Source organism: Micromonospora sp. TSRI0369, from assembly GCF_001905625.1.
Lineage (GTDB): Bacteria > Actinomycetota > Actinomycetes > Mycobacteriales > Micromonosporaceae > Micromonospora > Micromonospora echinospora_A.
Genome location: NZ_LIVU01000005.1, coordinates 84,225 through 104,604, shown reverse-complemented (window position 1 = coordinate 104,604; position 20,380 = coordinate 84,225). Strand labels below are relative to the sequence as shown.

Sequence of the window (20,380 nt, the reverse complement as noted above, 5' to 3'; positions counted from 1 at the left end):
GGAACCAGTCCGGACGACGGCGGCAACACACCGAACGCCCCGGACACCCTTCCCAACCCGTCACGGCCGCGAGGTTTGCCATGCCCACGCCCGGTGCGTTCCTGATCGCCGACCCGGTCCACGTCGACTCACCGGCGCACGTCGCCGACACGGCGAGCCGGTTCCCGCTGGCCGACCAGACCCCGCCCGACGGCTGGCGCGTCGCCGAACACGGCGGCTGGATCATGTGGCACCCGCCGCACGCGCAGCTGCCGCAGCAGGGCTGGAAGGTGCACGTCTCGGTCAACCTCGACGACGCCGCCGACGCCCTCGACCTGGTACGCGAGCACTGCGTCCGCCACCGGATCGCCTTCAAGTTCCAGCGCAGCCGCCGCCTCGCCCTGGTCAACAACGAGAAGTACGCCCACCGCGCCGGCAGCGGCAAACTCGCCGCCCTCTACCCGGCCGACGACACCGCCCTGCGCCGCATCCTCGACGACCTCGGCGCCCAGCTCGCCGGCTACCGCGGCCCGTACGTCCTCAGTGACCTGCGCTGGCACGACGGCCCCCTCTACCTGCGCTACGGCGGATTCGCCGAACTCTGGTGCGTCGACGGCGACCAGCCCGTCCCCGCCGTCACACGCCCCGACGGAACCCTCGTCCCCGACCGCCGCGAACCCGTCTTCACAGTGCCCGACTGGGCCCCCGTACCCGACTTCGTCGCCGAACACATCGCCGCCGTCGACGCGCAGACCGACGACGAACCGCCCTACCGCATCGAGGAAGCCCTGCACCACTCCAACGCCGGCGGCGTCTACCGCGCCACCGACCTGCGCGACGGCCGCACCGTCGTCCTGCGGGAAGCCCGCCCGCACGCCGGCCTCGACGGCGCCGGCACCGACGCGCTCACCCGCCTACGCCGCGAGGAGACCATGCTGCGGCGGCTCGCCGGCCTCGACTGCGTCCCACAACTGCTCGACCGCCTCACCTGGTGGGAACACCAGTTCCTGGTCGAGGAGCACATCGAGGGCGACACCCTCCAGCACCACCTCGCCATGCGGCACCCGCTGATCCACCCCGACCCCACCCACCAGGACCTGACCGACTACACCGCCTGGGCACTCGACGTCATCGACCAGGTCGAAGCCGCCCTTGCCCAGGTACACGCCAGGGGAGTGGTCTTCGGCGACCTGCACACCGCCAACGTCATGATCCGCCCCGACGGCCGCGTCGTGCTCGTCGACTTCGAACAGGCGTACCTGGCCGACGAGGACTTCACCCCGTCACTGGGCGACCCCGGCTTCGCCACACCCCGGATCCGCCGCGGCCCCGCCGTCGACACCTACGCGCTCGCCTGCCTACGCCTCGCCGTCTTCGTACCGCTGACACCACTCGCGGCGCTGTGCGACGAGAAGTTCGACGACCTCCTCACGGTCGCCCGACGCTTCCCGCTACCGCCCGGCTACCTCGACCGCATCCGCGACGACCTGCACACCGCACTGAACCCGCCCGCGCCCGGCCGCCGCCGCGTCACCCGCTTTACCTGGCCCGCCGACCAGCGCCGCCTGATCGACTCACTGGCCGCCGGCATCCGCGCCACCGCCACACCGCACCGCACCGACCGGCTCTTCCCCGGCGACCCCGGCCAGTTCCCGCACGGCGGCGCCACCCTCGCGCACGGCGCCGCCGGCGTCATCTGGGCACTCGTCAACACCGGCGTCGACTACCCCGAACGCGACGAACACCTCGACTGGCTCACCCGCGCCGCCCGCCGCCTGCCCGCCGCCCACCTCGGCCTCTACGACGGCCTGGCCGGCATCGCCGCGCTCCTCGACCGGACGGGACGCCACGACGACGCCGGTGAACTGCTCGACCGATGTCGCACCGGCCTTCACCACCGCTACGGCCCCGGCCTGCACAGCGGCCTCGCCGGCATCGGACTCGCCCTGCTCCGCCCCGGCAGACCCGCCCCCGACGACGCCCTGCACATCGGCGACCGACTCGCCCGCACCCTCACCGGCGACACAAAGCAACCCGTACCCGAACCCGCACGCCCCGGCCTGCTCCACGGCTGGTCCGGCCCCGCGATCTTCCTCACCCGCCTGCACGAAGCCACCGGCGACCCCGCCTGGCTACGCGCCGCCCGCACCGCCCTGCGCCGCGACCTGCAGCACACCGTCCGCGACGACAACGGCAACCTCCACGTACGCGACGGCGCACGACGGCTGTTCTACCTCGACGAAGGCAGCGCCGGCATCGCCGTCGCCGCACACACACTGCTCCGCCACGGCGAACGCCAGTGGCTGCGCGACGTCGTCACCACCGTCCGCCGCACCATCGACGTCGAGTTCGTCCTGCTACCCGGCCTCTTCCACGGCCGCGCCGGACTACTCGCCACCGCCGCACTGCTCACCGACGACCCACCGCGCGGCACCACCCCGCACGGTCCCCTCGGACTCGTCCGCGACGACGCGCCCCACCACGTCCCCGCGCACCTGGCCCGCCTCGCCTGGCACGCCTACGCCCTCGACGGCCGGCTCGCGTTCCCCGGCGACACCCTGCTGCGCATCTCCACCGACCTCGCCGCCGGCGGCGCCGGAATCCTCTCCGCGATACACGCCGCGCTGCACCGCACCGCAGTGACACTGCCCTTCCTCGACGCGCCCACCCACGTCGCGCCCACCGGCCACCTCCTCGCCGCGAGCTGAACCCCGGCCGGCGCCCACAGACCCCGTCGGAACCACCGACGGTCAACCCCACCACACCAGAGAAGGAGGTGAACCCCCATGACGAAGCTCCTCAACCTGCAGGCCATGGCCACGCAGAACGGCACCCGCCACGCGGTCCCGCCGCAGTCCAGCAGCATCAGCATCGCCTGCTGCAACGGCTGAGACGGCAGTGGCGAACGGGCCACCGGCCCCAGCCACACCTGATCCGCCTGGCGACCCGGGCGGGCGGCCACCGCCCGCCCGGGTCCGTCGTCAACCCGCCCCACAGCCGGTGGAGCCGACCTCCCGCCCGCCACCACGCCCACGGAGCCCTCATGCCGCCCACCGGCCTGCGACACAACCGCGACTTCCTCCTCATCACCGTCGCCCGCACCGCGTCGAAACTCGGCACCCAGGTCACCGCCGTCGCCACGCCGCTCCTCGTGCTGCTGACCACCGGCTCCGCCACCGACGCCGGCCTCGTCGCCTTCGCCGAAGGAATCGCCCTGGTCCTCGTACTCCTGCCCGCCGGCCTGCTCGCCGACCGCCGCGACCGGCGCATCCTCATGCTCTGCTGCGACGGCGGCGCGCTGCTCGCCGTCACCGGCGTCACAGTGCTCGCCCTCGTCGGACACGCGCCCGTCCTGCTGATCGCCGTCCTCGCCGCCGCCACCGCCGGTCTCGGCGCCGCCCTGCAACCCGCCGCCGCGGCGGCCACCCGCGCCGTCGTCCCGGCCCGGGACCTGCGTACGGCCACCGTGTTCAACGAAACCCGCAACGGAGTCGTACACCTGGCCGGCCCACCGCTCGGCGGCTTCCTGTTCGGTCTCGCACCGGCACTGCCGTTCCTCGTCGACGCGATCTCGTACGCCGTCTCCCTGGTCGCTGTGGCCCTGCTACGCGGCCCGCTCGGCCGGTCCCTGACCAGGCCGGGGGAGTCCCTGCCCCAGCAGGCCGTCGCCGGGGTCCGGTTCCTGTGGCGGCAACCGTCGCTGCGGTTCACGCTGCTCTGCGGCGCCGTCCTGAACTTCGCGTTCGCAGGCGTCCTGCTGGCGATCATCGTCGTGCCGGTCCGCAACGGCGCCTCCGGACTGTCCGCCGGAACCGTCATGGCATGCGTCGGGCTCGGCGCCGTCGCCGGATCACTCGTCGCGTCCTGGCTGACCGCCCGGGTACCCACCCGCTGGCTGATCCTCGCCGTCGTCTGGGCCTGCGCTGTGCTGACCGCCGCGATGGCCACCACCGACAACGGACTGGTCCTGGGCGCGCTGGCCGGCGCCTGCGTCCTGGTCGTACCCGCCGCCAACATCAGCATGCTGACCCTCCAGACCCTGCTGACCCCCGGCGACCTGCAGGGGAGAGCGCATGCCGCGACCAGCTTCATCGCGCTGATCGTGGCGCCGTTCGGCCCGGCGCTGTCCGGCCTGCTGATCGACCGCGTACCGGCGCCGGTGGTGTTCGGCAGCTTCGCGGCCGTCATGCTGACGCTCGCCGTGGGCGCGGCCGTCGCACCCGCCGTGCGCGCCATGCCCGACCTGCGCGCCGTCGAGGACGTCGCGGAGCCCGAGCCCGGCGAGGCCGAGCGGCGCGACCCGCAGCCGGTCTGAGTCGATCTCCATACCGGCAGGCAGGGGAGAGGCGCCGGTCTTTTCCGGGTACGTTCGGATGATCACGACAGCGCACCGTCCGTGCCACCATGTAAGGCCCCTCCCAGGACAGGCCACAAGGGACGAGGTGCCGGCATGGAGCTGCGTAGGAGCCGACAGACGCTGTGGAAGGGCCTCACGGTCTTCGGAGTCGGCGTGCTTCCGCTGCTGTATCTGACGTCCCCGTCGACCGGACGATGGATCCTTCTCGGGCTGTGGCTGGTGTCGGCCGGCGTGTTCGTCGCCTACCAGCTCAGGCCGTTCCGGTTCCGCATCGGAGCCGACGGGCTTGACCTGCGGGTCGCCGGGCTCAACCGGATGGTGGCGTGGGCCGAGATCGAGGCCGTCGTCCTGGACCAGCCACTACCGTCCGGTGGCCGGAAGCAGCGAGCCGCGTCGGTGCTGCTGGTGCCCGCCACCGCCTCGACCATCGATCGTCGGCTCACCGGCCGCAGCCCCGTCGACGGCCGCCCGGCCCTGGTGCTGCTCGACCTCGATCAGGTGCAGCAACCGGCGGACGAGGTGGCGGCCGCCCTGGCCCGGTTCGGAGGAAGCCGCTTCGCGGACGTCCGGCAGCGCGCCCCGGAACGGCCCGACGCGCCGGGCGCGCCGGACATGGACGGCCTGAGCTTGTTGTCCGACCTGATGCCGCGAGTGCAGAAGGCGCTCGACACCGGCGACGCGTCGCAGCGTCAGGCGCTCAAGGCAGAGGTGGACGCGTTGCTGGCGAGCCTGCCCGAGACGCCGGCCGGTCGTGACCAGCCACGGTTGGACGGCGTGCTGACGGCGATGTCGGAGGCCCTGGCTGCGGAGGGCGAAGACGTGAAGCCCTCCTGAGCGGCTCTGGTTGTACTGATTCGATAATGCACATTATGTCAAGTTGCGCTCTGGTGGGGCCTCCCCGGGCGCCCACGCGAGGCGGCTGACCTCTCCGAACGCCGGCCTTGCCGGGTGCCGGAGGTTCACCAGGTCACCCCGCCTCGATCTCGTCACCCGTCGCGCGGTCCGGCTCGTCAGCCCGCACCGGGCGCGATGGCGCCGGCGTTTCGCGACAGGCACCGATCGCCCGCAGCCCACCGGACACCCCGAGCGCGATCCCGGGCCGACACCGACCTCCGGCGTCGCCCTTCACCCCCCTCCACCATTCGGCGATCATGAGGTTGGCGGCGACAAATTGGACAGCGTCCGCGGTCAACCTCATGATCGCCGGAGTAGAGAGGGTGCCGGCCCTTCCGTCTGCCCTCCGGTGCCCGACCGAGTGCCGACGGGTGTTACTGCCGCCAGTTCGCCGATGTGGCTGCATCGGAGCGCCCGGGTTACCGCAACCTCGGCGAGGTGGAGTTGATCATCGCTTGATCGACTGCACTCCCCCTGGAGCAGCCCCCTGGCGGGAACGCGAAAATCATGCATAATATCCCTTATGCATGACAAACCGGACGAAACGGTAGGGGTCCTGATCGAGGAGTTCCTGACCGCCCGGGCCACCCGTAAGCCCTCCCCCCACACCCTGGCCGCGTACCGGCGGGACCTGACCACAGTGGCCGAGCTGGTCGCCGCCGACGGTGACACCACTCCCCTCCCCCTGGACCGGCTGGCGGTCGGTGCCCTCTCCCCCAGGGTGATGCGCGCGGCGTTCGCGCGGTTCGCCGCTCCCCGCGCCGCCGCGTCGGTCCATCGTGCCTGGTCGACGTGGAACAGCTTCTTCACTTTCCTGGTGGCGGAGGGCGTCGTACCGGGCAATCCGATGCCGGCGGTGGGGCGACCACGTACGCCGCTCCCCCGGCCCAAGCCGCTACGGGGCGAGGACACCCCGGAGGAGTTGCTGGCGGCGGTGGCGCGCGCGGAGGGCCGGCAGCGTGATCCGTGGCCGGAGCGCGACCTGGCGGTGCTGGCGCTGGCGTTGTGCGCGGGGTTGCGGCTGTCGGAGCTGCTGGCGCTGCGGGTGTCTTCGGTGGCGGGGCGCGACGGCGAGCGGCGGGTGGACGTGGCGGGCAAGGGTGGGCGGCCGCGTACGGTGCCGATCGAGGACGCCGTGGACCGGGTGCTTGCGGGTTACCTGGACAGCCGGCGGTACCGGTTCGGGTCGCGAAGTGTGCGGCCGGACGCGCCGTTTCTGGTGGACCGTCAGGGTGAGGCGTTGCGGCGGGGCGGGCTGCAGTACCTGGTGGAGTCGTGTTACCGGCGTGCGGGCATCGGTGACCGGGTGCCGCGGGGCGCCCGGTTGCACGCGTTGCGGCACACGTTCGCGACGCGGTTGGCGGAGGACGGGGCGAGCGCGGCGGAGATCATGCGGTTGTTGGGGCATGCGTCGTTGGCGTCGTCGCAGACGTACATCGAGGTGACGGCAGGTCAGCAGCGGGCGGCGGTGGCGGCGAACCGTACCAACCGGGCGTTGTCGGGGTTGACGCCGCCGCGGTGAGGGCCGCGCGGCGGTCTGCCGGGCTGGCAGGATGCGGGTGGGTGCGGCGCGGGCGGTGGCGGTCGGGTGGGTGCGGGAGCGGATGCGCGTCGATCCGTCGATCGAGGGGGCGTTCTTCAGCGGTTCGACTGTGGGGTTGCCGGACGATGCGCTGTTGCCGCCGTGGTCGGACGTGGACGTGTTGCTGGTGCGCTGGAATCCCGGCGTGAAGGTGGGCAAGTTCGTGCACCGGGGGGTGCTGCTGGAGGTCAGCACTGTCACCTGGGAGGAGTTGGGTGGTCCGGAGGACGTGCTGGGGTCGTGGGTGTTCGCGCCGATGTTCCGTACCGATGGGGTGATCGCGGATCCGTCGGGGCGGCTGGCCGCGGTGCGGGAGCGGGTGGCGGCGGGGTTCGCGGATCCGGTGTGGGTGCGGGCGCGGTGCGCGGGCGTGCGGCGGCGGATCGAGGCCGGGTTGCGGGCGGTCGGCGGTTCGGCGCCGTTGGCGGAGCAGGTGCTGGCGTGGGTGTTTCCGACGTCGTTGCTTGCGGTGTGGCCGGCGGTGGCGGGGTTGGCGGATCCGACGGTGCGGCGGCGGTACGTGCGGGCGGAGCGGGTGTTGTCGCGGTTCGGGTTCGCCGATCGGTATCCGGAGCTGCTGGACACGTTCGACGGCGGTGGGGTGGGCGTGGACGCGGCGCGGGTGCGGGAGCATCTGGCCGGGTTGGCGGTGGTGTTCGACGAGGTGGCGCGGCTGCCGCGGGAGGGGTTCGCGTTCGGGGCGGATCTGGGTGCTGCGGGGCGTCCGGTGGTGTTCGACGGTGCGGCTGAGCTGATTGCGGCGGGCCGGCATCGGGAGGCGATGTTCTGGGTGCTGGTGACGTACGCGCGGTGTCATGTGGTGTTGGGTGCGGTGGCGCCGGGTCGGGAGCGGGCGTTCGGGGCGGTGCTGGCGGATCTGGGTGTGGCGTCGGCGGCGGATCGGCGGCGGCGGGCGGACGCGTTGCTGGCGGCGTTGCCGGGGTGGCAGTCGGTGGTGGATGCGGTGGCGGCGGAGGCTGTGGCAGGCTGAGGGGGAACGCGACTGGCGGCACGGGGATGGGTGAACCATCGGGGAGCTCGTCGTGGGGGTCGACCGCCTGGGCCTCCGCGGGCGAGGTGTCGTATGTCTTCTGCACGGTTGTTGCCGGGTGCCCCGGTGGCGGAGCGGGTGTTGTCGGAGGTCGCCGCGTCGGTGGCGGAGCTGCGCGCGGCGGGTGTGACGCCGGCGCTGGCGACGGTGCTGGTGGGTGACGACGACGCGAGCGCGGGCTACATCCGGATCAAGCAACGGCAGGCGGCGGAGCTGGGTTTCGTGTCGCCGCACGTGCATCTGCCGGCGTCGGCGTCGCAGGCGGATCTGCATGCGGTGCTGGCGGATTTCAACGCGGACGCCACGGTGCACGGGGTGCTGGTGCAGTATCCGATCCCGGGGCGTCTGGACTACGACCGGGCGTTGGCGGTACTGGATCCGGACAAGGACGTGGACGGGATGCATCCGGTGAACATGGGCCGGCTGGCGTTGGGGTTGCCGGGTCCGTTGCCGTGTACGCCGGCGGGGATCGAGGCGTTGCTGGCGTTTCACGGTGTGCCGGTGGCGGGCCGGGAGGTGGTGGTCCTGGGCCGGGGCGCGACGTTGGGTCGGCCGTTGGCGATGTTGCTGGCGCAGAAGCGGCCGACGGCGAACGCGGCGGTGACGGTGGTGCACACGGGGGTGGCGGACTGGCCGCGGTACACGCGGCGGGCGGAGATCCTGGTGGCGGCGGCGGGGGTGCCGGGGATCGTGCGGCCGGAGCATGTGCGTCCGGGTGCGGTGGTGGTCGGTGGTGGGGTGCGGTACGAGGGGCGGCGGCTGCTGCCGGACGTGGACGAGTCGTGTGCCGAGGTGGCGGGGGCGATCACGCCGCGTGTGGGCGGGGTGGGTCCGACGACTGTGGCGATGTTGTTCCGTAACGCGGTGGAGGCGGCTCGGCGGCAGAGCGGTCTGGGGTGAGCGTCAGCCGAGGTCGACGACGAGGGGCCGGTGGTCGGAGATGGTGGCCAGTGGGGTGTGCACGGCGGTGACGGGTGGGAGGCGGTCGAGGGCGTGCCGGTCGGCGAGGATGTGGTCGAGTTGGACGCGGGGTTGCCCGGCCGGGTAGGTGGGGCGGCGGGCCAGGGGTCGCCAGCGGGTGAGTGCGGCGGCGGGTCCGGCGGGCAGGTTGAGGTCGCCGAGCAGGATCCGGGGCGCGGGCAGGGTGCGCAGGGCGCGGACGACGCGGCGTAGCTGCCAGACGTTCCAGCCGGGGACGAAGGACAGGTGGGTGGCGGCGACGGTGAGGGGGCCGTGGGGGGTGTCGAGGACGGCGGCGAGTACGACGCGGGGTTCGTCGCGGAGCAGGATGAGGCCGCCGCCGGGGCCGGGCGCGTAGATGGGTGAGCGGACGGGGGCGGCGCGTAGCCGGGTGACCTGCCAGGAGCGGACGGGGTGGCGGCTGATGAGGCCGATGCCGTAGAGGGGTTCGCCGTGGCCGTCGTCGTCGTGGGTGAGGGGGCGGAACTGTTCGCCGGGGGTGCCGACGACGGCGGCGGCGAAGCGGTGGTGGTCGGCGTGCAGGGCGCGGGCGGCCAGGGCGGTGAGGTCGAGTTTGCCGCTGCGGCTCTGGTCGCGGTCGACTTCCTGCAGGGCGAGGACGTCGGCGTCGAGGGCGGTGACGGCGGCGGTGAGCCGGTCGGGGTCGACGAGTCCGTCGGTGAGTGATCGGCCGTGCAGCAGGTTGAAGGTGGCCAGGCGCACCTGGACACCCTACGTCGTCGTGGCAGTCTTGCCGGGTGCTGAGACTGTTGTGCTGTTCGATGCTGGTGTTCGTGGCGGTGGGTTCGGTGGGGGTGTGGTTGCGGCGTCGCCGGGGCCGGTGAGGCTGGCCACAGGTGGCCTTGTCGCTGGTGGCGGGGTGGGCAGAATGCGGCGGTGGATGCCCTGTCGTTGACGACGTTGCTGACCGCTGCCCTTGTCGCCGGGTGGGTGGACGCGGTGGTGGGTGGTGGTGGTCTGTTGTTGTTGCCGGCGTTGCTGGTGGCGGCGCCGGGGGTGCCGGTGGCGACGGCGTTGGGGACGAACAAGCTGGCGGCGATTTTCGGTACGTCGACGGCGGCGGTGACGTATGCGCGGCGGACGAAGCTGGACTGGGCGGTGGCGGGTCCGGCGGCGGGGTTGGCGGTGGTGACGGCGGGGTTGGGTGCGGCGTTGGCGGGTGCGGTGCCGGGCAGCGCGTACCGGCCGGTGGTGCTTGTGGTGCTGGTGGCGGTGGCGGTGTTCGTGCTGGCGCGGCCGTCGTTGGGTGTGGTGTCGTCGCCGCGGCGGACGCCGAGGCGGGTGGTGGTGGCGGTGGCGGTGGCCGGGTTGGGCATCGCGTTGTACGACGGGTTGATCGGGCCGGGTACGGGGACGTTTCTGGTGTTGGCGTTCACGGCGATTCTGGGGTCGGATTTCGTGCACGCGTCGGCGATGGCGAAGGTGGTGAACGCGGGGACGAATCTGGGTGCGCTTGTGGTGTTCGGGTTGACCGGGCACGTGTGGTGGGCGTTGGGTGCGGCGATGGCGGTGTGCAACGTGGTGGGGGCGGCGGTGGGCGCGCGGATGGCGTTGCGGCGGGGTGCCGGGTTCGTGCGGGTGGTGCTGCTGGTGGTGGTGCTGGCGTTGGTGGTTCGGTTGGGTTACGACCAGTGGGTGGCGGGCTGATCGCGGTGGCGGTGCGGGCGGAGCACGATCGGGCGGTGCTGGCGGGTCTGCTGGGCCGGGATCCGGTGTTGCACGCGTACCAGTTGGGTGATCTGGACGATTTCTTCTGGCCGTACACGTCGTGGTTCCGGCGTGGCGACCAGGTGGTGTTGCTGTATCACGGGGTGGAGTTGCCGACGTTGCTGGCGTTCGCGGCGCCGGATCGGGTGGCGGAGCTGGCCGGGTTGCTGGCGGAGGCGGCGCCGGTGTTGCCGGCGCGGATGTGGGCGCACCTGTCCCCCGGCCTGGAGGCGACGCTGGGCCGCTGGTTCGTGGTTTCGGAGGCGGCGGCGCATCACCGGATGGCGTTGACCGATCCGGGCCGGTTGGCGGCGGTGCCGGCGGTGGGTGAGCCGTTGGGGCCGGCGGACGCGGCGGAGCTAGCTGGGTTGTACGCGGTGGCGTATCCGGGGAACTGGTTCGACGCGCGGATGCTGGAGACGGGCCAGTACGTGGGGGTGCGCGAGCGTGGCCGGCTGGTGGCGGTGGCGGGGGTGCACGTGTTCTCGCCGCGGTGGCGGGTGGCGGCGCTGGGGAACGTGACGACGCATCCGGATGTGCGGGGTCGTGGTCTGGGTGCGGGGGTGGTGGCGGCGTTGTGCGGGCGGCTGCGCGCGTCGGTGGATCATGTGACGTTGAACGTGCGGGCGGACAACGCGGCGGCGGTGCGCCTGTACGAGCGGTTGGGGTTTTCCCGGGTGGCCGGGTTCACCGAGTGCGCGTTGACGTCAGCGGCCGCGGCTGGGTGAGTCGAAGCGGCCGGCGCGGATCTCGCGCAGGGCCCGTCGGCGGGTGTCGCCGCGCAGGGTGTCGACGTAGAGGCGGCCGCGCAGGTGGTCGGTCTCGTGTTGCAGGGCGCGGGCGAGGAAGCCGCTGCCGGTGATGGTGAGCGGCTCGCCGTGCTGGTCGTAGCCGTGGGCGGTGGCGTGCAGCGCGCGGGGGGTCGGGAAGTACAGGCCGGGGATGGACAGGCAGCCCTCGTCGTCGTCCTGGAGTTCGTCGGACACCTCCAGGGTGGGGTTGACCATGTGGCCGCGGTGGCCGTCGGCGTCGTAGACGAACACCTGGGCGTTGACGCCGATCTGGGGTGCGGCGACGCCGGCGCGGCCGGGTGCGCCGAGCAGCGTGTCCATCAGGTCTTCGACGAGGGCGCGTAGTTCGGCGTCGAAGGCGGTGACGGGTTCGCTGGGGGTGCGCAGCACGGGGTCGCCGATGATCCGGATCGGGCGCATAGTCATGTCCGGAAGGCTATCCGTTGCTTACCGGTTTCCGGTGTCCGGTGGGGTGTCGAGGAGCCCGGTGTCGGCGATGCGGTCGCGCAGGGGGCGGCGGCGCAGGGCGTCGAGGACGGCGTACAGCTCGTCGGCGAGTGGCACGGGTAGTTCGGTGTCGAGGTGGCGCATGGCGGCGGTGGTGGCGGCCCATTCGGCTTCGACGGCGGGCAGCAGGGCGCGGGCGCGGTCGGTGAGGGTGACGATGCGGTGGCGGGCGTCGGCGCCGGGGCGCAGGTCGACGAGGCCGGCGCGGCGCATCTGGGCGACGGTCTGGCTGGTGGCGGAGTGGGTGACGCCGACGCGGGTGGCGAGGTCGCGGATGGGCAGCGGCCCGTCGGCGACGAGGGCGCGCACGACTGGTGAGTAGCGGGGCCGGTAGTCGGTGAGGCCGAGGCGGTGGTGGACGGCGGCGACGTCGCCGTCGAGGACGTCCAGGACGTGGCGTAGCAGGGTGCCGAGGGCGTCGCGGTCGGGGGCGGTCACGTCCACTAATGTAACAGCGCTGTTGTATCTGACTTGGGGAGGCCACTGATGTATCCACCGATCGAGCCGTACGCCCACGGCATGTTGGACGTCGGGGACGGGCAGCGCGTGTACTGGGAGACGTGCGGCAATCCGGACGGCCGTCCGGCGCTGGTGGTGCACGGTGGGCCCGGTTCGGGTGCGGGCGCGTCGTGGCGGCGGCTGTTCGACCCGGCCGCGTACCGGATCGTGCTGTTCGACCAGCGCGGCTGCGGGCGCAGCACTCCCCCGGCGTCGGATCCGGTCACCGACCTGTCGGTGAACACCACGGCGCATCTGCTCGCCGACATGGAGTTGCTGCGCGTGCACCTGGGGATCGACAGGTGGCTGCTGTGCGGCGCGTCGTGGGGGTCGTCGCTGGCGCTGGCGTACGCGCAGCGCCACCCGGGTCGGGTGAGCGCGCTGGTGCTGTTCAGCGTGGTCGCCAACACCAGCCGGGAGATCGAGTGGGTGACCCGGGACATGGGCCGGGTGTTCCCGCAGGAGTGGGCGCGGTTCCGCGACGGCGTGCCGGAGGCCGACCGCGACGGTGACCTGTCCGCCGCGTACGCCCGGTTGATCAACGACCCGGATCCAACCGTGCGGGAGCGGGCCGCCCGGGACTGGTGCGACTGGGAGGACGTGCACGTCTCCCTGGCCGGCGGGTACGCGCCGAGTCCCCGCTTCGCCGATCCGGTGTTCCGGTACGGGTTCACCCGGCTGGTGACCCACTACTTCGCCAACCGGGGCTTCCTGCCCGACGGGCAGCTGCTGCGCGACGCGGGCCGCCTCGCGGGCATCCCCGGGGTGCTGGTGCAGGGCCGCCTGGACGTCAGCGGCCCGCCGGACATCGCGTGGCTGCTGACCCGGGACTGGCCGGACGCGCGGCTGGAGATCGTGGAGTCCGGCGGTCACGGCGGCGCGCACGGCATCAGCGAGCGGGTGGTGGCGGCACTGGACGCGTTCGCCGCCACGCCCGGCCCCGCCGCCTGAGCCGCCGCGCCGACCGTCAGCCCGCGAGCAGGGCGCGGATCGGGGCTGCCTTGGCGGCGGCCTCGGCGACCTCGGCGGCCGGGTCGCTGTCCCAGGTGATGCCGCCGCCGGCCCACAGGTGCAGCCGTCTCCCGTCCGCGGCGGCGGTGCGGATGGTCAGGCCCAGGTCGAGCCGGTCCGGCCCGACCCAGCCGAGCGCGCCCATGCCCGCGCCGCGTCCGACCGGCTCCAGCTCGGCGATGCGCGCCAGCGCGGCGCGTTTCGGGGCGCCGGTGACCGAGCCGCCGGGGCACAGCGCGCGCAGCAGGTCGGCCAGGCCGAGGCCGTCGGCGGGCGCCGCGGACACCGTGGACTCCGCCTGCCACAGGTCACACCAGCGGCGTACGGCGAACAGCTCGTCGACGCGCACCGAGCCGGTACGGGCCACTCGGGCCAGGTCGTTGCGTTCCAGGTCGACGATCATGACGTGTTCGGCGCGTTCCTTCGCCGAGGCGAGCAGGTCGCGGCGTCCGGCGGGGGTGGCCGGGCGGGTGCCCTTGATCGGGCGGGTGACCAGCCGGCCGTGCTCGACCGCGATCAGGGTCTCCGGGGAGGCGCAGCCGAGCGCCCAGCCGGGGCCGTGCAGGGTGCCGCCGTAGCGGGCGCCGGGCAGCGCGGCGAGGCGGGCCAGCGCCGGCAGCGGGTCGCCGGTGTACGCGGCGGCGGCGTGCCCGACGAGGTTGGTCTGGTAGACGTCGCCGCGGGCGATCGCGGCGCGGACCGCGTCGACGGCGGCGGCGTGCGCGGCCGGGGTCCAGCTGTCCCGCCACGGCCCGAGCCGCCAGGGCGCGAGGGCCGGGCGCGGGGGCGGCACCGTCCGGTCGCTGTGGTGGTAGACGACCACGACGAGGTCGGGCAGCGCCGGCGCGGGGCTCGGCGCGCCGGGCGACACGCCGAGCGTGTACGCGCCGGCGGCGGCAGACAGGTAGAGCGCCGCGCCGCACACCGCGGCATCCGGGTCGTGACGGCCGGGGCGGGACAGGTCGTCGCGGGTGATGCCCTGCGCGGCGAGGAAGCGTTGTGCCAGGTCGGCGGGGTCGCCGCCGTCGCCGATCGACCAGTGCAGGCGGGCTGTCTCGATCAGCCGGCGGCGGCATCCGGGCGGCGCGCCGGGAACATCGACCTCCACCTGTGGGAGCGCTTCCACGACGTCCGGGCCGTTACGGGTCATCCGTTCAGCCCATTCTGGGTGAACAAGACGCATCCTTGCTCGTTGCCGCTCAGTTTTCCTTGGTACTGTGCGTCACTGGTCATGTGAACCATGACACAGTGCCCCCACAGTCCGGAGAACCCGATGTGTCAGCACCAGCCCACCTGCCCCTCCGCCGACGCGACCGACCGTGAGGCCGCCCGCGTCCTTGCCTGCTTCCCTGAGCAGGGCTGGAGCCTGCTCTGCAACGGCGTCATCGTCTTCGAGGACACCGGTGAGCTGCTCCCCGACGGGCGCACCATCGCCCCGCACCGGGGTCCGGCCCGCCACGCCCTCGTCGCCTGAGCGATCACGCAGCGTCAGTGAGCGTACGCGCCGGCCCTGACCGGCCGGCGCCCCGGCCGGGGCGGCGACAGTCCACCGCCCCGGCGTCAGCCGCTCCAGTCCTCGAACGCCTCCGGCGCGGGGCACGAGCAGACCAGGTTCCGGTCGCCGTACGCGCCGTCGACGCGCCGCACCGGAGGCCAGTACCGGCCCGCCCGCTCCACACCCGCCGGGTAGGCGCCCACCGACCGCGGGTACGGGTGCGGCCACTCGTCGGCGGACACCATCGCCGCGGTGTGCGGCGCGTTGGACAGCGGGTTGTCCCCCGCCGGCCACTCCCCCGAGCCGACCTTGTCGATCTCCGCCCGGATCGCGATCATCGCGTCGCAGAAGCGGTCCAGTTCGGCCAGGTCCTCACTCTCGGTCGGCTCCACCATCAGCGTCCCCGCCACCGGGAACGACATGGTCGGCGCGTGGAAGCCGTAGTCGATCAGCCGCTTCGCCACGTCGTCCACGCTCACCCCGGTGGCCTTGGTCAGCGGACGCAGGTCCAGGATGCACTCGTGCGCGACCAGGCCCTTGTTGCCGGCGTACAGCACCGGGAAGTGCGCGCGCAGCCGCGCCGCCACGTAGTTCGCCGCCAGGACCGCCACGCCGGTGGCGCGGGCCAGCCCGTCGGCGCCCATCATCCGCAGGTACGCCCACGGGATCGGCAGGATCCCCGCCGACCCGTGGTTCGCCGCGGAGATCGCCGGCCGCCCGTCGGCGCGCGCGCCCAGCGGGTCACCGGGCAGGAACGGCGCCAGGTGCGACCGCACCGCCACCGGCCCGACACCGGGGCCACCGCCGCCGTGCGGAATGCAGAACGTCTTGTGCAGGTTCAGGTGCGACACGTCCGCCCCGAACCGGCCGGGCTTGGCGAACCCGACCAGCGCGTTGAGGTTCGCGCCGTCGACGTACACCTGACCGCCCGCGTCGTGGACCTTCGCGCACAACTGGGCGATGCCGGTCTCGTACACGCCGTGCGTCGACGGGTACGTCACCATGATCGCGGCGAGCGCGTCCCGGTGCTTGTCGATCTTCGCGTCGAGGTCGACCAGGTCGACGTTGCCGTCGGCGTCGCAGCCGACCACCACCACCCGCATGCCGGCCATCACCGCCGACGCGGCGTTCGTGCCGTGCGCCGACGACGGGATCAGGCACACGTCGCGGTGGGCCTCGCCGCGCTCACGGTGGTAGCCGCGGATCGCCAGCAGCCCGGCCAACTCACCCTGCGACCCGGCATTCGGCTGCACGCTGACCGCGTCGTAGCCGGTCACCTCGGCCAGCCAGCCCTCCAGCTGCGCGATCAGCTCCCGGTACCCGGCGGTCTGCTCGTCCGGCGCGAACGGGTGCAGGTGCGCGAACTCCGGCCAGGTGATCGGCTCCATCTCGGTGGTGGCGTTGAGCTTCATCGTGCACGACCCCAGCGGGATCATGCCCCGGTCCAGCGCGTAGTCGAAGTCGGCCAGGCGGCGCAGGTACCGCAGCATCGCCGTCTCCGAGTGGTGGCTGTGGAACACCGGGTGGGTGAGGAACTCCGACGTGCGCGCCAGGGCGTCCGGCAGGCCCGCGTCGACGTCGCCGTCGAACCCGTCCACGCCGAACGCCGCCCACACCGCCTGCAGGTGCGCGCCGGTGGTGGTCTCGTCGCAGGAGACGCCGACCCGGTCGGCGTCGACCAGCCGCAGGTTCACGTTGCGCTCCGCCGCGGCCGCCACCACCTGCGCGGCGCGGCCCGGCACGACAGCGGTGACGGTGTCGAAGAACGGCACGTCGGCCACGTCGACGCCGCCGGCCCGCAGCCCGGCCGCGAGCCGCGCCGCCGCCTCGTGGGTACGCCGGGCAATGGCCCGCAGCCCGTCCGGGCCGTGGTAGACGGCGTACATGCCGGCCATCACGGCGAGGAGCACCTGCGCGGTGCAGATGTTGCTGGTCGCCTTCTCCCGGCGGATGTGCTGCTCGCGGGTCTGCAACGCCAGCCGGTACGCCGGGTTGCCGTCGGCGTCGCGGGACACCCCGACGAGACGGCCCGGCAGCATCCGCTCCAGACCCGAACGCACCGCCAGGTAACCGGCGTGCGGCCCACCGAAGCCCATCGGCACACCGAAGCGCTGCGTGGTGCCGGCGGCGATGTCGGCGCCGATCTCGCCCGGCGGGCGCAGCAGCGTCAACGCCAGCAGATCCGCCGCCACCGTCACCAGCGCGCCCACGCCGTGCGCCGCCTCGACCAGCGCCCGGTGGTCGCGGACCGCCCCGGACGCGCCCGGGTACTGCAGGTGCAGCCCGAAGAACTCCGCCGGCAACTCGTCGCGCTCGACGTCGACCACGCGTACGTCGATGCCGAGCGGCTCGGCGCGGCTGGTGATCACCGCGACGGTCTGCGGCAGCGCGTCGGCGTCCACCACGTACACCGGGCTCTTGCTCTTGGACGCGCGGCGCGCGAGGGTCATCGCCTCGGCCGCTGCGGTGCCCTCGTCGAGCATCGACGCGTTCGCGGTGGCCAGCCCGGTCAGGTCGGTGACCATGGTCTGGAAGTTCAGCAGCGCCTCCAGCCGGCCCTGGCTGATCTCCGGCTGGTACGGCGTGTACGCCGTGTACCAGGCGGGGTTCTCCAGCACGTTGCGGCGGATCACCGCTGGGGTGTGCGTGCCGTGGTAACCCAGGCCGATCATGGACACGGCGACGGTGTTACGGGCGGCCAGGGCGCGCAGCTCGGCGATCGCCTCCCGCTCACTCGCCGGGGCCGGCAGGTCCAGCGTGCCGTGCCAGCGGATCACCTCGGGGATCGCGGCGTCCATCAGCTCGTCGACGGAGCTGTACCCCACGGCCTCCAGCATCCGGCGCTCGTCGTCGCGGCCGGGGCCGATGTGCCGGTCGGCGAACTGCTCTGCGGTCATGCGCTGCGCTCCTTGTGGGGCGAGGTCGACGGATCGGCCTCCCCCTGAGTCGCGCTGACGCGCTCCACAGCGCCTGCCCACGTGGTCCTTTTGCCTGAGAGGTTCCGGGGAGAATCTGCCCCTTCGGCGCCGTCGGGTCGACGGTCTCTCCCACGTGGGTGGTACCGGCACCCCCAACGCTACCAGCGGCCGTGTTTCCGGCTCATGTCCCAGGGTCGTTGATCACACCGGCGCCGGCGCCGCCGCGCACCGGTCGGCCAGCGCGCGCAGGGTGGCGCCCAGCGGCGCGTCCAGGCGCAGCGTCGCGTACCCGTCGCCGCGGGTGACGCCCTGGTTGACGATCGCCACCGGGATGCCGTGGCGGGCCGCGCGCAGCACGAACCGCCGCCCCGACATCACAGTCAACGACGAGCCGAGCACCAGCAACGCCCGGGCCCGCTCCACCAGGGCGAAACAGTCGGCCACCCGGGGCGCGGGCACCGTCTCGCCGAAGAACACCACATCCGGTTTCAGCATGCCGGTGCCGCAGAGCGCGCAGTCGACGATGCGGAACCCGGTCACCGCCTCGTCGGGCAGATCCACGTCGCCGTCGGGGTTGACGTGCGCCACCTGGGCGTCGAAGCCCGGATTCGCCTCCGACAGCCGCCGGTGCAGCTCCTCGCGGCCGGTGGCGTTGCCGCAGTCCAGGCACGTCACCTCGTCGAGACGCCCATGCAACTCGATCACCCCGGTCGCGCCGGCGGCGGCGTGCAGCCCGTCGACGTTCTGGGTGATGATCCCGCCGAGCAGCCCGGCGTCCTGCAACCGGGCCACCGCCCGGTGCCCGTCATTCGGCGCCGCCCGGGCGATCGTCTGCCAGCCCAGGTGGCTGCGCGCCCAGTACCGCCGCCGCGCCAGCGGATCCCGGGTGAACACCTGATACGTCATCGGGGTGTGCCGGCGCGCCGCGCCGCTGGGCCCCCGGTAGTCCGGGATGCCCGACTCGGTGGACAGGCCCGCGCCGCTGAGCACCACCACGTCCCCGGCGGCCACCAGCCGCGCCAGTTCCTCGAACGCCTCACTCACCCGTCCATGGTCCCTCGCCGACCCCGCACCTCCCACCCGCGCCCGGTTGATCATGAGGTTGGCGGTGGTCCGGCCCGGCGTGTCGTACCGCCAACCTCATGATCGACGAGGCCGGTCGCCCGGCGGAGCCGCCGGGTCCGGGCTACGTTGATCGCATGCGCGTCGTCATCGCCGGAGGGCACGGAAAGATCGCCAAACTGCTGGAGCGGGAACTGGCCGGACGCGGCGACACCGCGCTCGGACTCATCCGCAACCCCGACCACGCCGCCGCGCTGCGCGCCGCCGGCGCCGAACCGGTCGTCTGCGACCTGGAACACACAGACGTCGACGCCCTCGCCGCGCACCTGGCCGGCGCCGACGCCGTCGTGTTCGCCGCCGGCGCCGGACCGGGCAGCGGCGCCGCCCGCAAGGACACCGTCGACCGCGGCGCCGCGGTGCTGCTCGCCGACGCCGCCGTACGCGCCGGGGTCCGCCGCTACCTGCTGGTCTCCTCCATGGGCGTGGACGACGCGCCCACCGAAGGCACCGACGAGGTGTGGTCGGCGTACCTGCGGGCCAAGAAAGCCGCCGAGGACGACGTCACCGGCCGGGACCTCGACGTGACGGTCCTGCGGCCCGGCCGGCTCACCGACGACGAACCCGAAGGCCGCATCACGCTGGCCAGGCACGTCAGCGGCGGCGCGATCAGCCGCGCCGACGTGGCCCGCGTGCTGCTGGCCCTGCTCTACGCCCCCGGCACCGCCGGGCACACCCTCGAACTCGTCGGCGGCGACACCCCCATCGCCGACGCGATCAAAGCCGTCACCGACTGACCCGCCGGACCCTCACCGCCCGGCCCGCCGCACGGCAGGCCGGGCGGTACGGTCACCGCTGGTGGCGAGGCAACGCCGGCTGCGGCGCGCCGCCACCAGCCGGCGGCAGCTCCCGGGCGATCCGCTCCATCGTGCGCGACAACTGCTCACTGCCGTCGTCGAGGTGCCGGGCCGCCGCCTGCATGTGCGAGATCATCATCTCGCCGAAGATCCGCAACGCCTCACGCGTCGCCACCGAGTCGTCGAAGCCGCTGCCGGCGGCGCTGCGGTACTCCGTCACCGCCCGCTCGGCCTCCCGCTTCGCCTCCTCCGCCGCCGCCCGCATGTAACTCTCGTACTGGGTACGGGCGTACTCGGCGACCCGGCGGGCGTAGTCGTGAGCCTGCGCGATGATCTGCTCGGCCTCCCGCTGCGCCGCCGACAGCAGGTTGACCTCCTTCGCCGCCGGCGCCGCCACCACCTTCTCCGCGCTCGGGATCACCCCGTGCCGGTGCAGCTCCAAATGGTCGTTGAGCCGCTCGTTCTCCGCCCGCAGGTCCCCCACCTGCGCCGCCAGCAGATCCAACTCGTCGGCCACCTGCAACCGGAACCGGTCCACGTCGGCCGGGTCGTACCCGCGCCGGGTGAACGCCGCCGACCCGAACTCCCACCGGCGCACCCGGTCCGCGGTCAGCCGCACCTGCACCGGACCCGACACGTGCTGCGCGTCATAGCTGCTGATCGGGCTCGCGCTCACGGGATCACCTCTGTTCG

18 protein-coding genes and 2 riboswitches are annotated in these 20,380 nt (G+C 73.2%); of the genes, 11 read left to right on the top strand and 7 right to left on the bottom strand.

The window, feature by feature from the left end:
- The first annotated feature begins 80 nt into the window (after positions 1 to 80).
- The 6 genes from lanKC to AMK25_RS17675 all read left to right on the top strand — a co-directional run bounded on the left by lanKC (position 81) and on the right by AMK25_RS17675 (position 8,763).
- Positions 81 to 2,687, top strand: coding sequence for a class III lanthionine synthetase LanKC (lanKC, locus tag AMK25_RS32220; RefSeq protein WP_073829474.1), 2,607 nt, complete (start codon positions 81 to 83; stop codon positions 2,685 to 2,687).
- Positions 2,688 to 3,022: 335 nt separating this feature from the next.
- Positions 3,023 to 4,294: an MFS transporter gene (locus AMK25_RS31965; RefSeq protein ID WP_073829473.1), complete on the top strand. Its 1,272-nt coding sequence runs from the start codon at positions 3,023 to 3,025 to the stop codon at positions 4,292 to 4,294.
- A gap of 135 nt (positions 4,295 to 4,429) precedes the next feature.
- Complete coding sequence (locus AMK25_RS17695) at positions 4,430 to 5,170, top strand: hypothetical protein (protein WP_073829472.1); 741 nt, start codon at positions 4,430 to 4,432, stop codon at positions 5,168 to 5,170.
- A 583-nt stretch (positions 5,171 to 5,753) separates the two neighbouring features.
- The gene (locus AMK25_RS17685; RefSeq protein WP_073829470.1) at positions 5,754 to 6,752 is read left to right on the top strand and encodes a tyrosine-type recombinase/integrase; all 999 of its coding nucleotides are present in this window, start codon (positions 5,754 to 5,756) and stop codon (positions 6,750 to 6,752) included.
- 31 nt (positions 6,753 to 6,783) lie between these two features.
- Positions 6,784 to 7,803: a hypothetical protein gene (locus AMK25_RS17680; protein ID WP_073829469.1), complete on the top strand. Its 1,020-nt coding sequence runs from the start codon at positions 6,784 to 6,786 to the stop codon at positions 7,801 to 7,803.
- Positions 7,802 to 7,883: riboswitch (ZMP/ZTP riboswitch) on the top strand. Its footprint overlaps the gene before it by 2 nt.
- Before the next feature lie 13 nt (positions 7,884 to 7,896).
- Complete coding sequence (locus tag AMK25_RS17675) at positions 7,897 to 8,763, top strand: bifunctional 5,10-methylenetetrahydrofolate dehydrogenase/5,10-methenyltetrahydrofolate cyclohydrolase (protein WP_073829468.1); 867 nt, start codon at positions 7,897 to 7,899, stop codon at positions 8,761 to 8,763.
- Between the two features lie 3 nt (positions 8,764 to 8,766).
- Here AMK25_RS17675 and AMK25_RS17670 read toward each other — a convergent pair whose 3' ends face one another.
- Entirely contained in the window at positions 8,767 to 9,546 is a 780-nt protein-coding gene (locus AMK25_RS17670) for an endonuclease/exonuclease/phosphatase family protein (protein WP_073829467.1), read from the bottom strand.
- Positions 9,547 to 9,720: 174 nt separating this feature from the next.
- Between AMK25_RS17670 and AMK25_RS17665 the strand changes: the two genes are divergently transcribed.
- Together AMK25_RS17665 and AMK25_RS17660 are read left to right on the top strand one after the other, a co-directional pair.
- Positions 9,721 to 10,491, top strand: coding sequence for a sulfite exporter TauE/SafE family protein (locus AMK25_RS17665; protein WP_073829466.1), 771 nt, complete (start codon positions 9,721 to 9,723; stop codon positions 10,489 to 10,491).
- Positions 10,476 to 11,279, top strand: a complete 804-nt coding sequence (locus AMK25_RS17660; protein WP_073829465.1) for a GNAT family N-acetyltransferase — start codon at positions 10,476 to 10,478, stop codon at positions 11,277 to 11,279. Before AMK25_RS17665 ends, AMK25_RS17660 begins: the two co-directional genes overlap by 16 nt.
- On the opposite strand, the gene def is transcribed toward AMK25_RS17660, so the two are convergent.
- Positions 11,259 to 11,768, bottom strand: coding sequence for a peptide deformylase (gene def / locus AMK25_RS17655; protein WP_073829464.1), 510 nt, complete (start codon positions 11,766 to 11,768; stop codon positions 11,259 to 11,261). The two genes, AMK25_RS17660 and def, sit on opposite strands and share 21 nt — an antisense overlap.
- Positions 11,769 to 11,789: 21 nt before the next feature.
- Positions 11,790 to 12,287 (bottom strand): MarR family winged helix-turn-helix transcriptional regulator, encoded by a 498-nt coding sequence (locus tag AMK25_RS17650; RefSeq protein ID WP_073829979.1) that lies wholly within the window; start codon positions 12,285 to 12,287, stop codon positions 11,790 to 11,792.
- 48 nt (positions 12,288 to 12,335) lie between these two features.
- Here AMK25_RS17650 and pip point away from each other — a divergent pair, with 48 nt between their 5' ends.
- Positions 12,336 to 13,298, top strand: a complete 963-nt coding sequence (gene pip / locus AMK25_RS17645; RefSeq protein ID WP_073829463.1) for a prolyl aminopeptidase — start codon at positions 12,336 to 12,338, stop codon at positions 13,296 to 13,298.
- A 16-nt stretch (positions 13,299 to 13,314) separates the two neighbouring features.
- Here the strand turns inward: pip and AMK25_RS17640 are convergent, their stop codons facing one another.
- Positions 13,315 to 14,508 carry a chorismate-binding protein gene (locus AMK25_RS17640; RefSeq protein ID WP_073829462.1) on the bottom strand — a complete coding sequence of 398 codons (1,194 nt, stop codon included), beginning with the start codon at positions 14,506 to 14,508 and terminating at the stop codon, positions 13,315 to 13,317.
- A 123-nt stretch (positions 14,509 to 14,631) separates the two neighbouring features.
- Between AMK25_RS17640 and AMK25_RS17635 the strand changes: the two genes are divergently transcribed.
- Positions 14,632 to 14,832: a DUF5999 family protein gene (locus AMK25_RS17635; protein WP_013286363.1), complete on the top strand. Its 201-nt coding sequence runs from the start codon at positions 14,632 to 14,634 to the stop codon at positions 14,830 to 14,832.
- Positions 14,833 to 14,918: 86 nt separating this feature from the next.
- Here AMK25_RS17635 and gcvP read toward each other — a convergent pair whose 3' ends face one another.
- Complete coding sequence (gene gcvP / locus AMK25_RS17630; protein ID WP_073829461.1) at positions 14,919 to 17,750, bottom strand: aminomethyl-transferring glycine dehydrogenase; 2,832 nt, start codon at positions 17,748 to 17,750, stop codon at positions 14,919 to 14,921.
- Positions 17,751 to 17,822: 72 nt separating this feature from the next.
- A riboswitch (glycine riboswitch) is annotated at positions 17,823 to 17,913 on the bottom strand.
- Between the two features lie 59 nt (positions 17,914 to 17,972).
- Entirely contained in the window at positions 17,973 to 18,869 is an 897-nt protein-coding gene (locus tag AMK25_RS17625) for an NAD-dependent protein deacetylase (protein ID WP_198937570.1), read from the bottom strand.
- Between the two features lie 101 nt (positions 18,870 to 18,970).
- Here AMK25_RS17625 and AMK25_RS17620 point away from each other — a divergent pair, with 101 nt between their 5' ends.
- Entirely contained in the window at positions 18,971 to 19,627 is a 657-nt protein-coding gene (locus AMK25_RS17620; protein WP_073829977.1) for an NAD(P)H-binding protein, read from the top strand.
- A 52-nt stretch (positions 19,628 to 19,679) separates the two neighbouring features.
- Here AMK25_RS17620 and AMK25_RS17615 read toward each other — a convergent pair whose 3' ends face one another.
- A complete protein-coding gene (locus tag AMK25_RS17615) occupies positions 19,680 to 20,363 on the bottom strand; it encodes a DivIVA domain-containing protein (RefSeq protein WP_073829459.1) in 684 nt (227 codons plus the stop codon).
- Between the last annotated feature and the right edge of the window lie 17 nt (positions 20,364 to 20,380).

Bases quoted from the DNA above. Each gene is read 5' to 3' on its own strand.
- lanKC (WP_073829474.1), top strand. From the start codon at position 81: ATGCCCACGCCCGGTGCGTTCCTGATCGCCGACCCGGTCCACGTCGAC.
- AMK25_RS31965 (WP_073829473.1), top strand. From the start codon at position 3,023: ATGCCGCCCACCGGCCTGCGACACAACCGCGACTTCCTCCTCATCACC.
- AMK25_RS17695 (WP_073829472.1), top strand. From the start codon at position 4,430: ATGGAGCTGCGTAGGAGCCGACAGACGCTGTGGAAGGGCCTCACGGTC.
- AMK25_RS17685 (WP_073829470.1), top strand. From the start codon at position 5,754: ATGCATGACAAACCGGACGAAACGGTAGGGGTCCTGATCGAGGAGTTC.
- AMK25_RS17680 (WP_073829469.1), top strand. From the start codon at position 6,784: ATGCGGGTGGGTGCGGCGCGGGCGGTGGCGGTCGGGTGGGTGCGGGAG.
- AMK25_RS17675 (WP_073829468.1), top strand. From the start codon at position 7,897: ATGTCTTCTGCACGGTTGTTGCCGGGTGCCCCGGTGGCGGAGCGGGTG.
- def (WP_073829464.1), bottom strand. From the start codon at position 11,768: ATGACTATGCGCCCGATCCGGATCATCGGCGACCCCGTGCTGCGCACC.
- pip (WP_073829463.1), top strand. From the start codon at position 12,336: ATGTATCCACCGATCGAGCCGTACGCCCACGGCATGTTGGACGTCGGG.
- AMK25_RS17640 (WP_073829462.1), bottom strand. From the start codon at position 14,508: ATGACCCGTAACGGCCCGGACGTCGTGGAAGCGCTCCCACAGGTGGAG.
- AMK25_RS17635 (WP_013286363.1), top strand. From the start codon at position 14,632: ATGTGTCAGCACCAGCCCACCTGCCCCTCCGCCGACGCGACCGACCGT.
- gcvP (WP_073829461.1), bottom strand. From the start codon at position 17,750: ATGACCGCAGAGCAGTTCGCCGACCGGCACATCGGCCCCGGCCGCGAC.
- AMK25_RS17625 (WP_198937570.1), bottom strand. From the start codon at position 18,869: ATGATCAACCGGGCGCGGGTGGGAGGTGCGGGGTCGGCGAGGGACCAT.
- AMK25_RS17620 (WP_073829977.1), top strand. From the start codon at position 18,971: ATGCGCGTCGTCATCGCCGGAGGGCACGGAAAGATCGCCAAACTGCTG.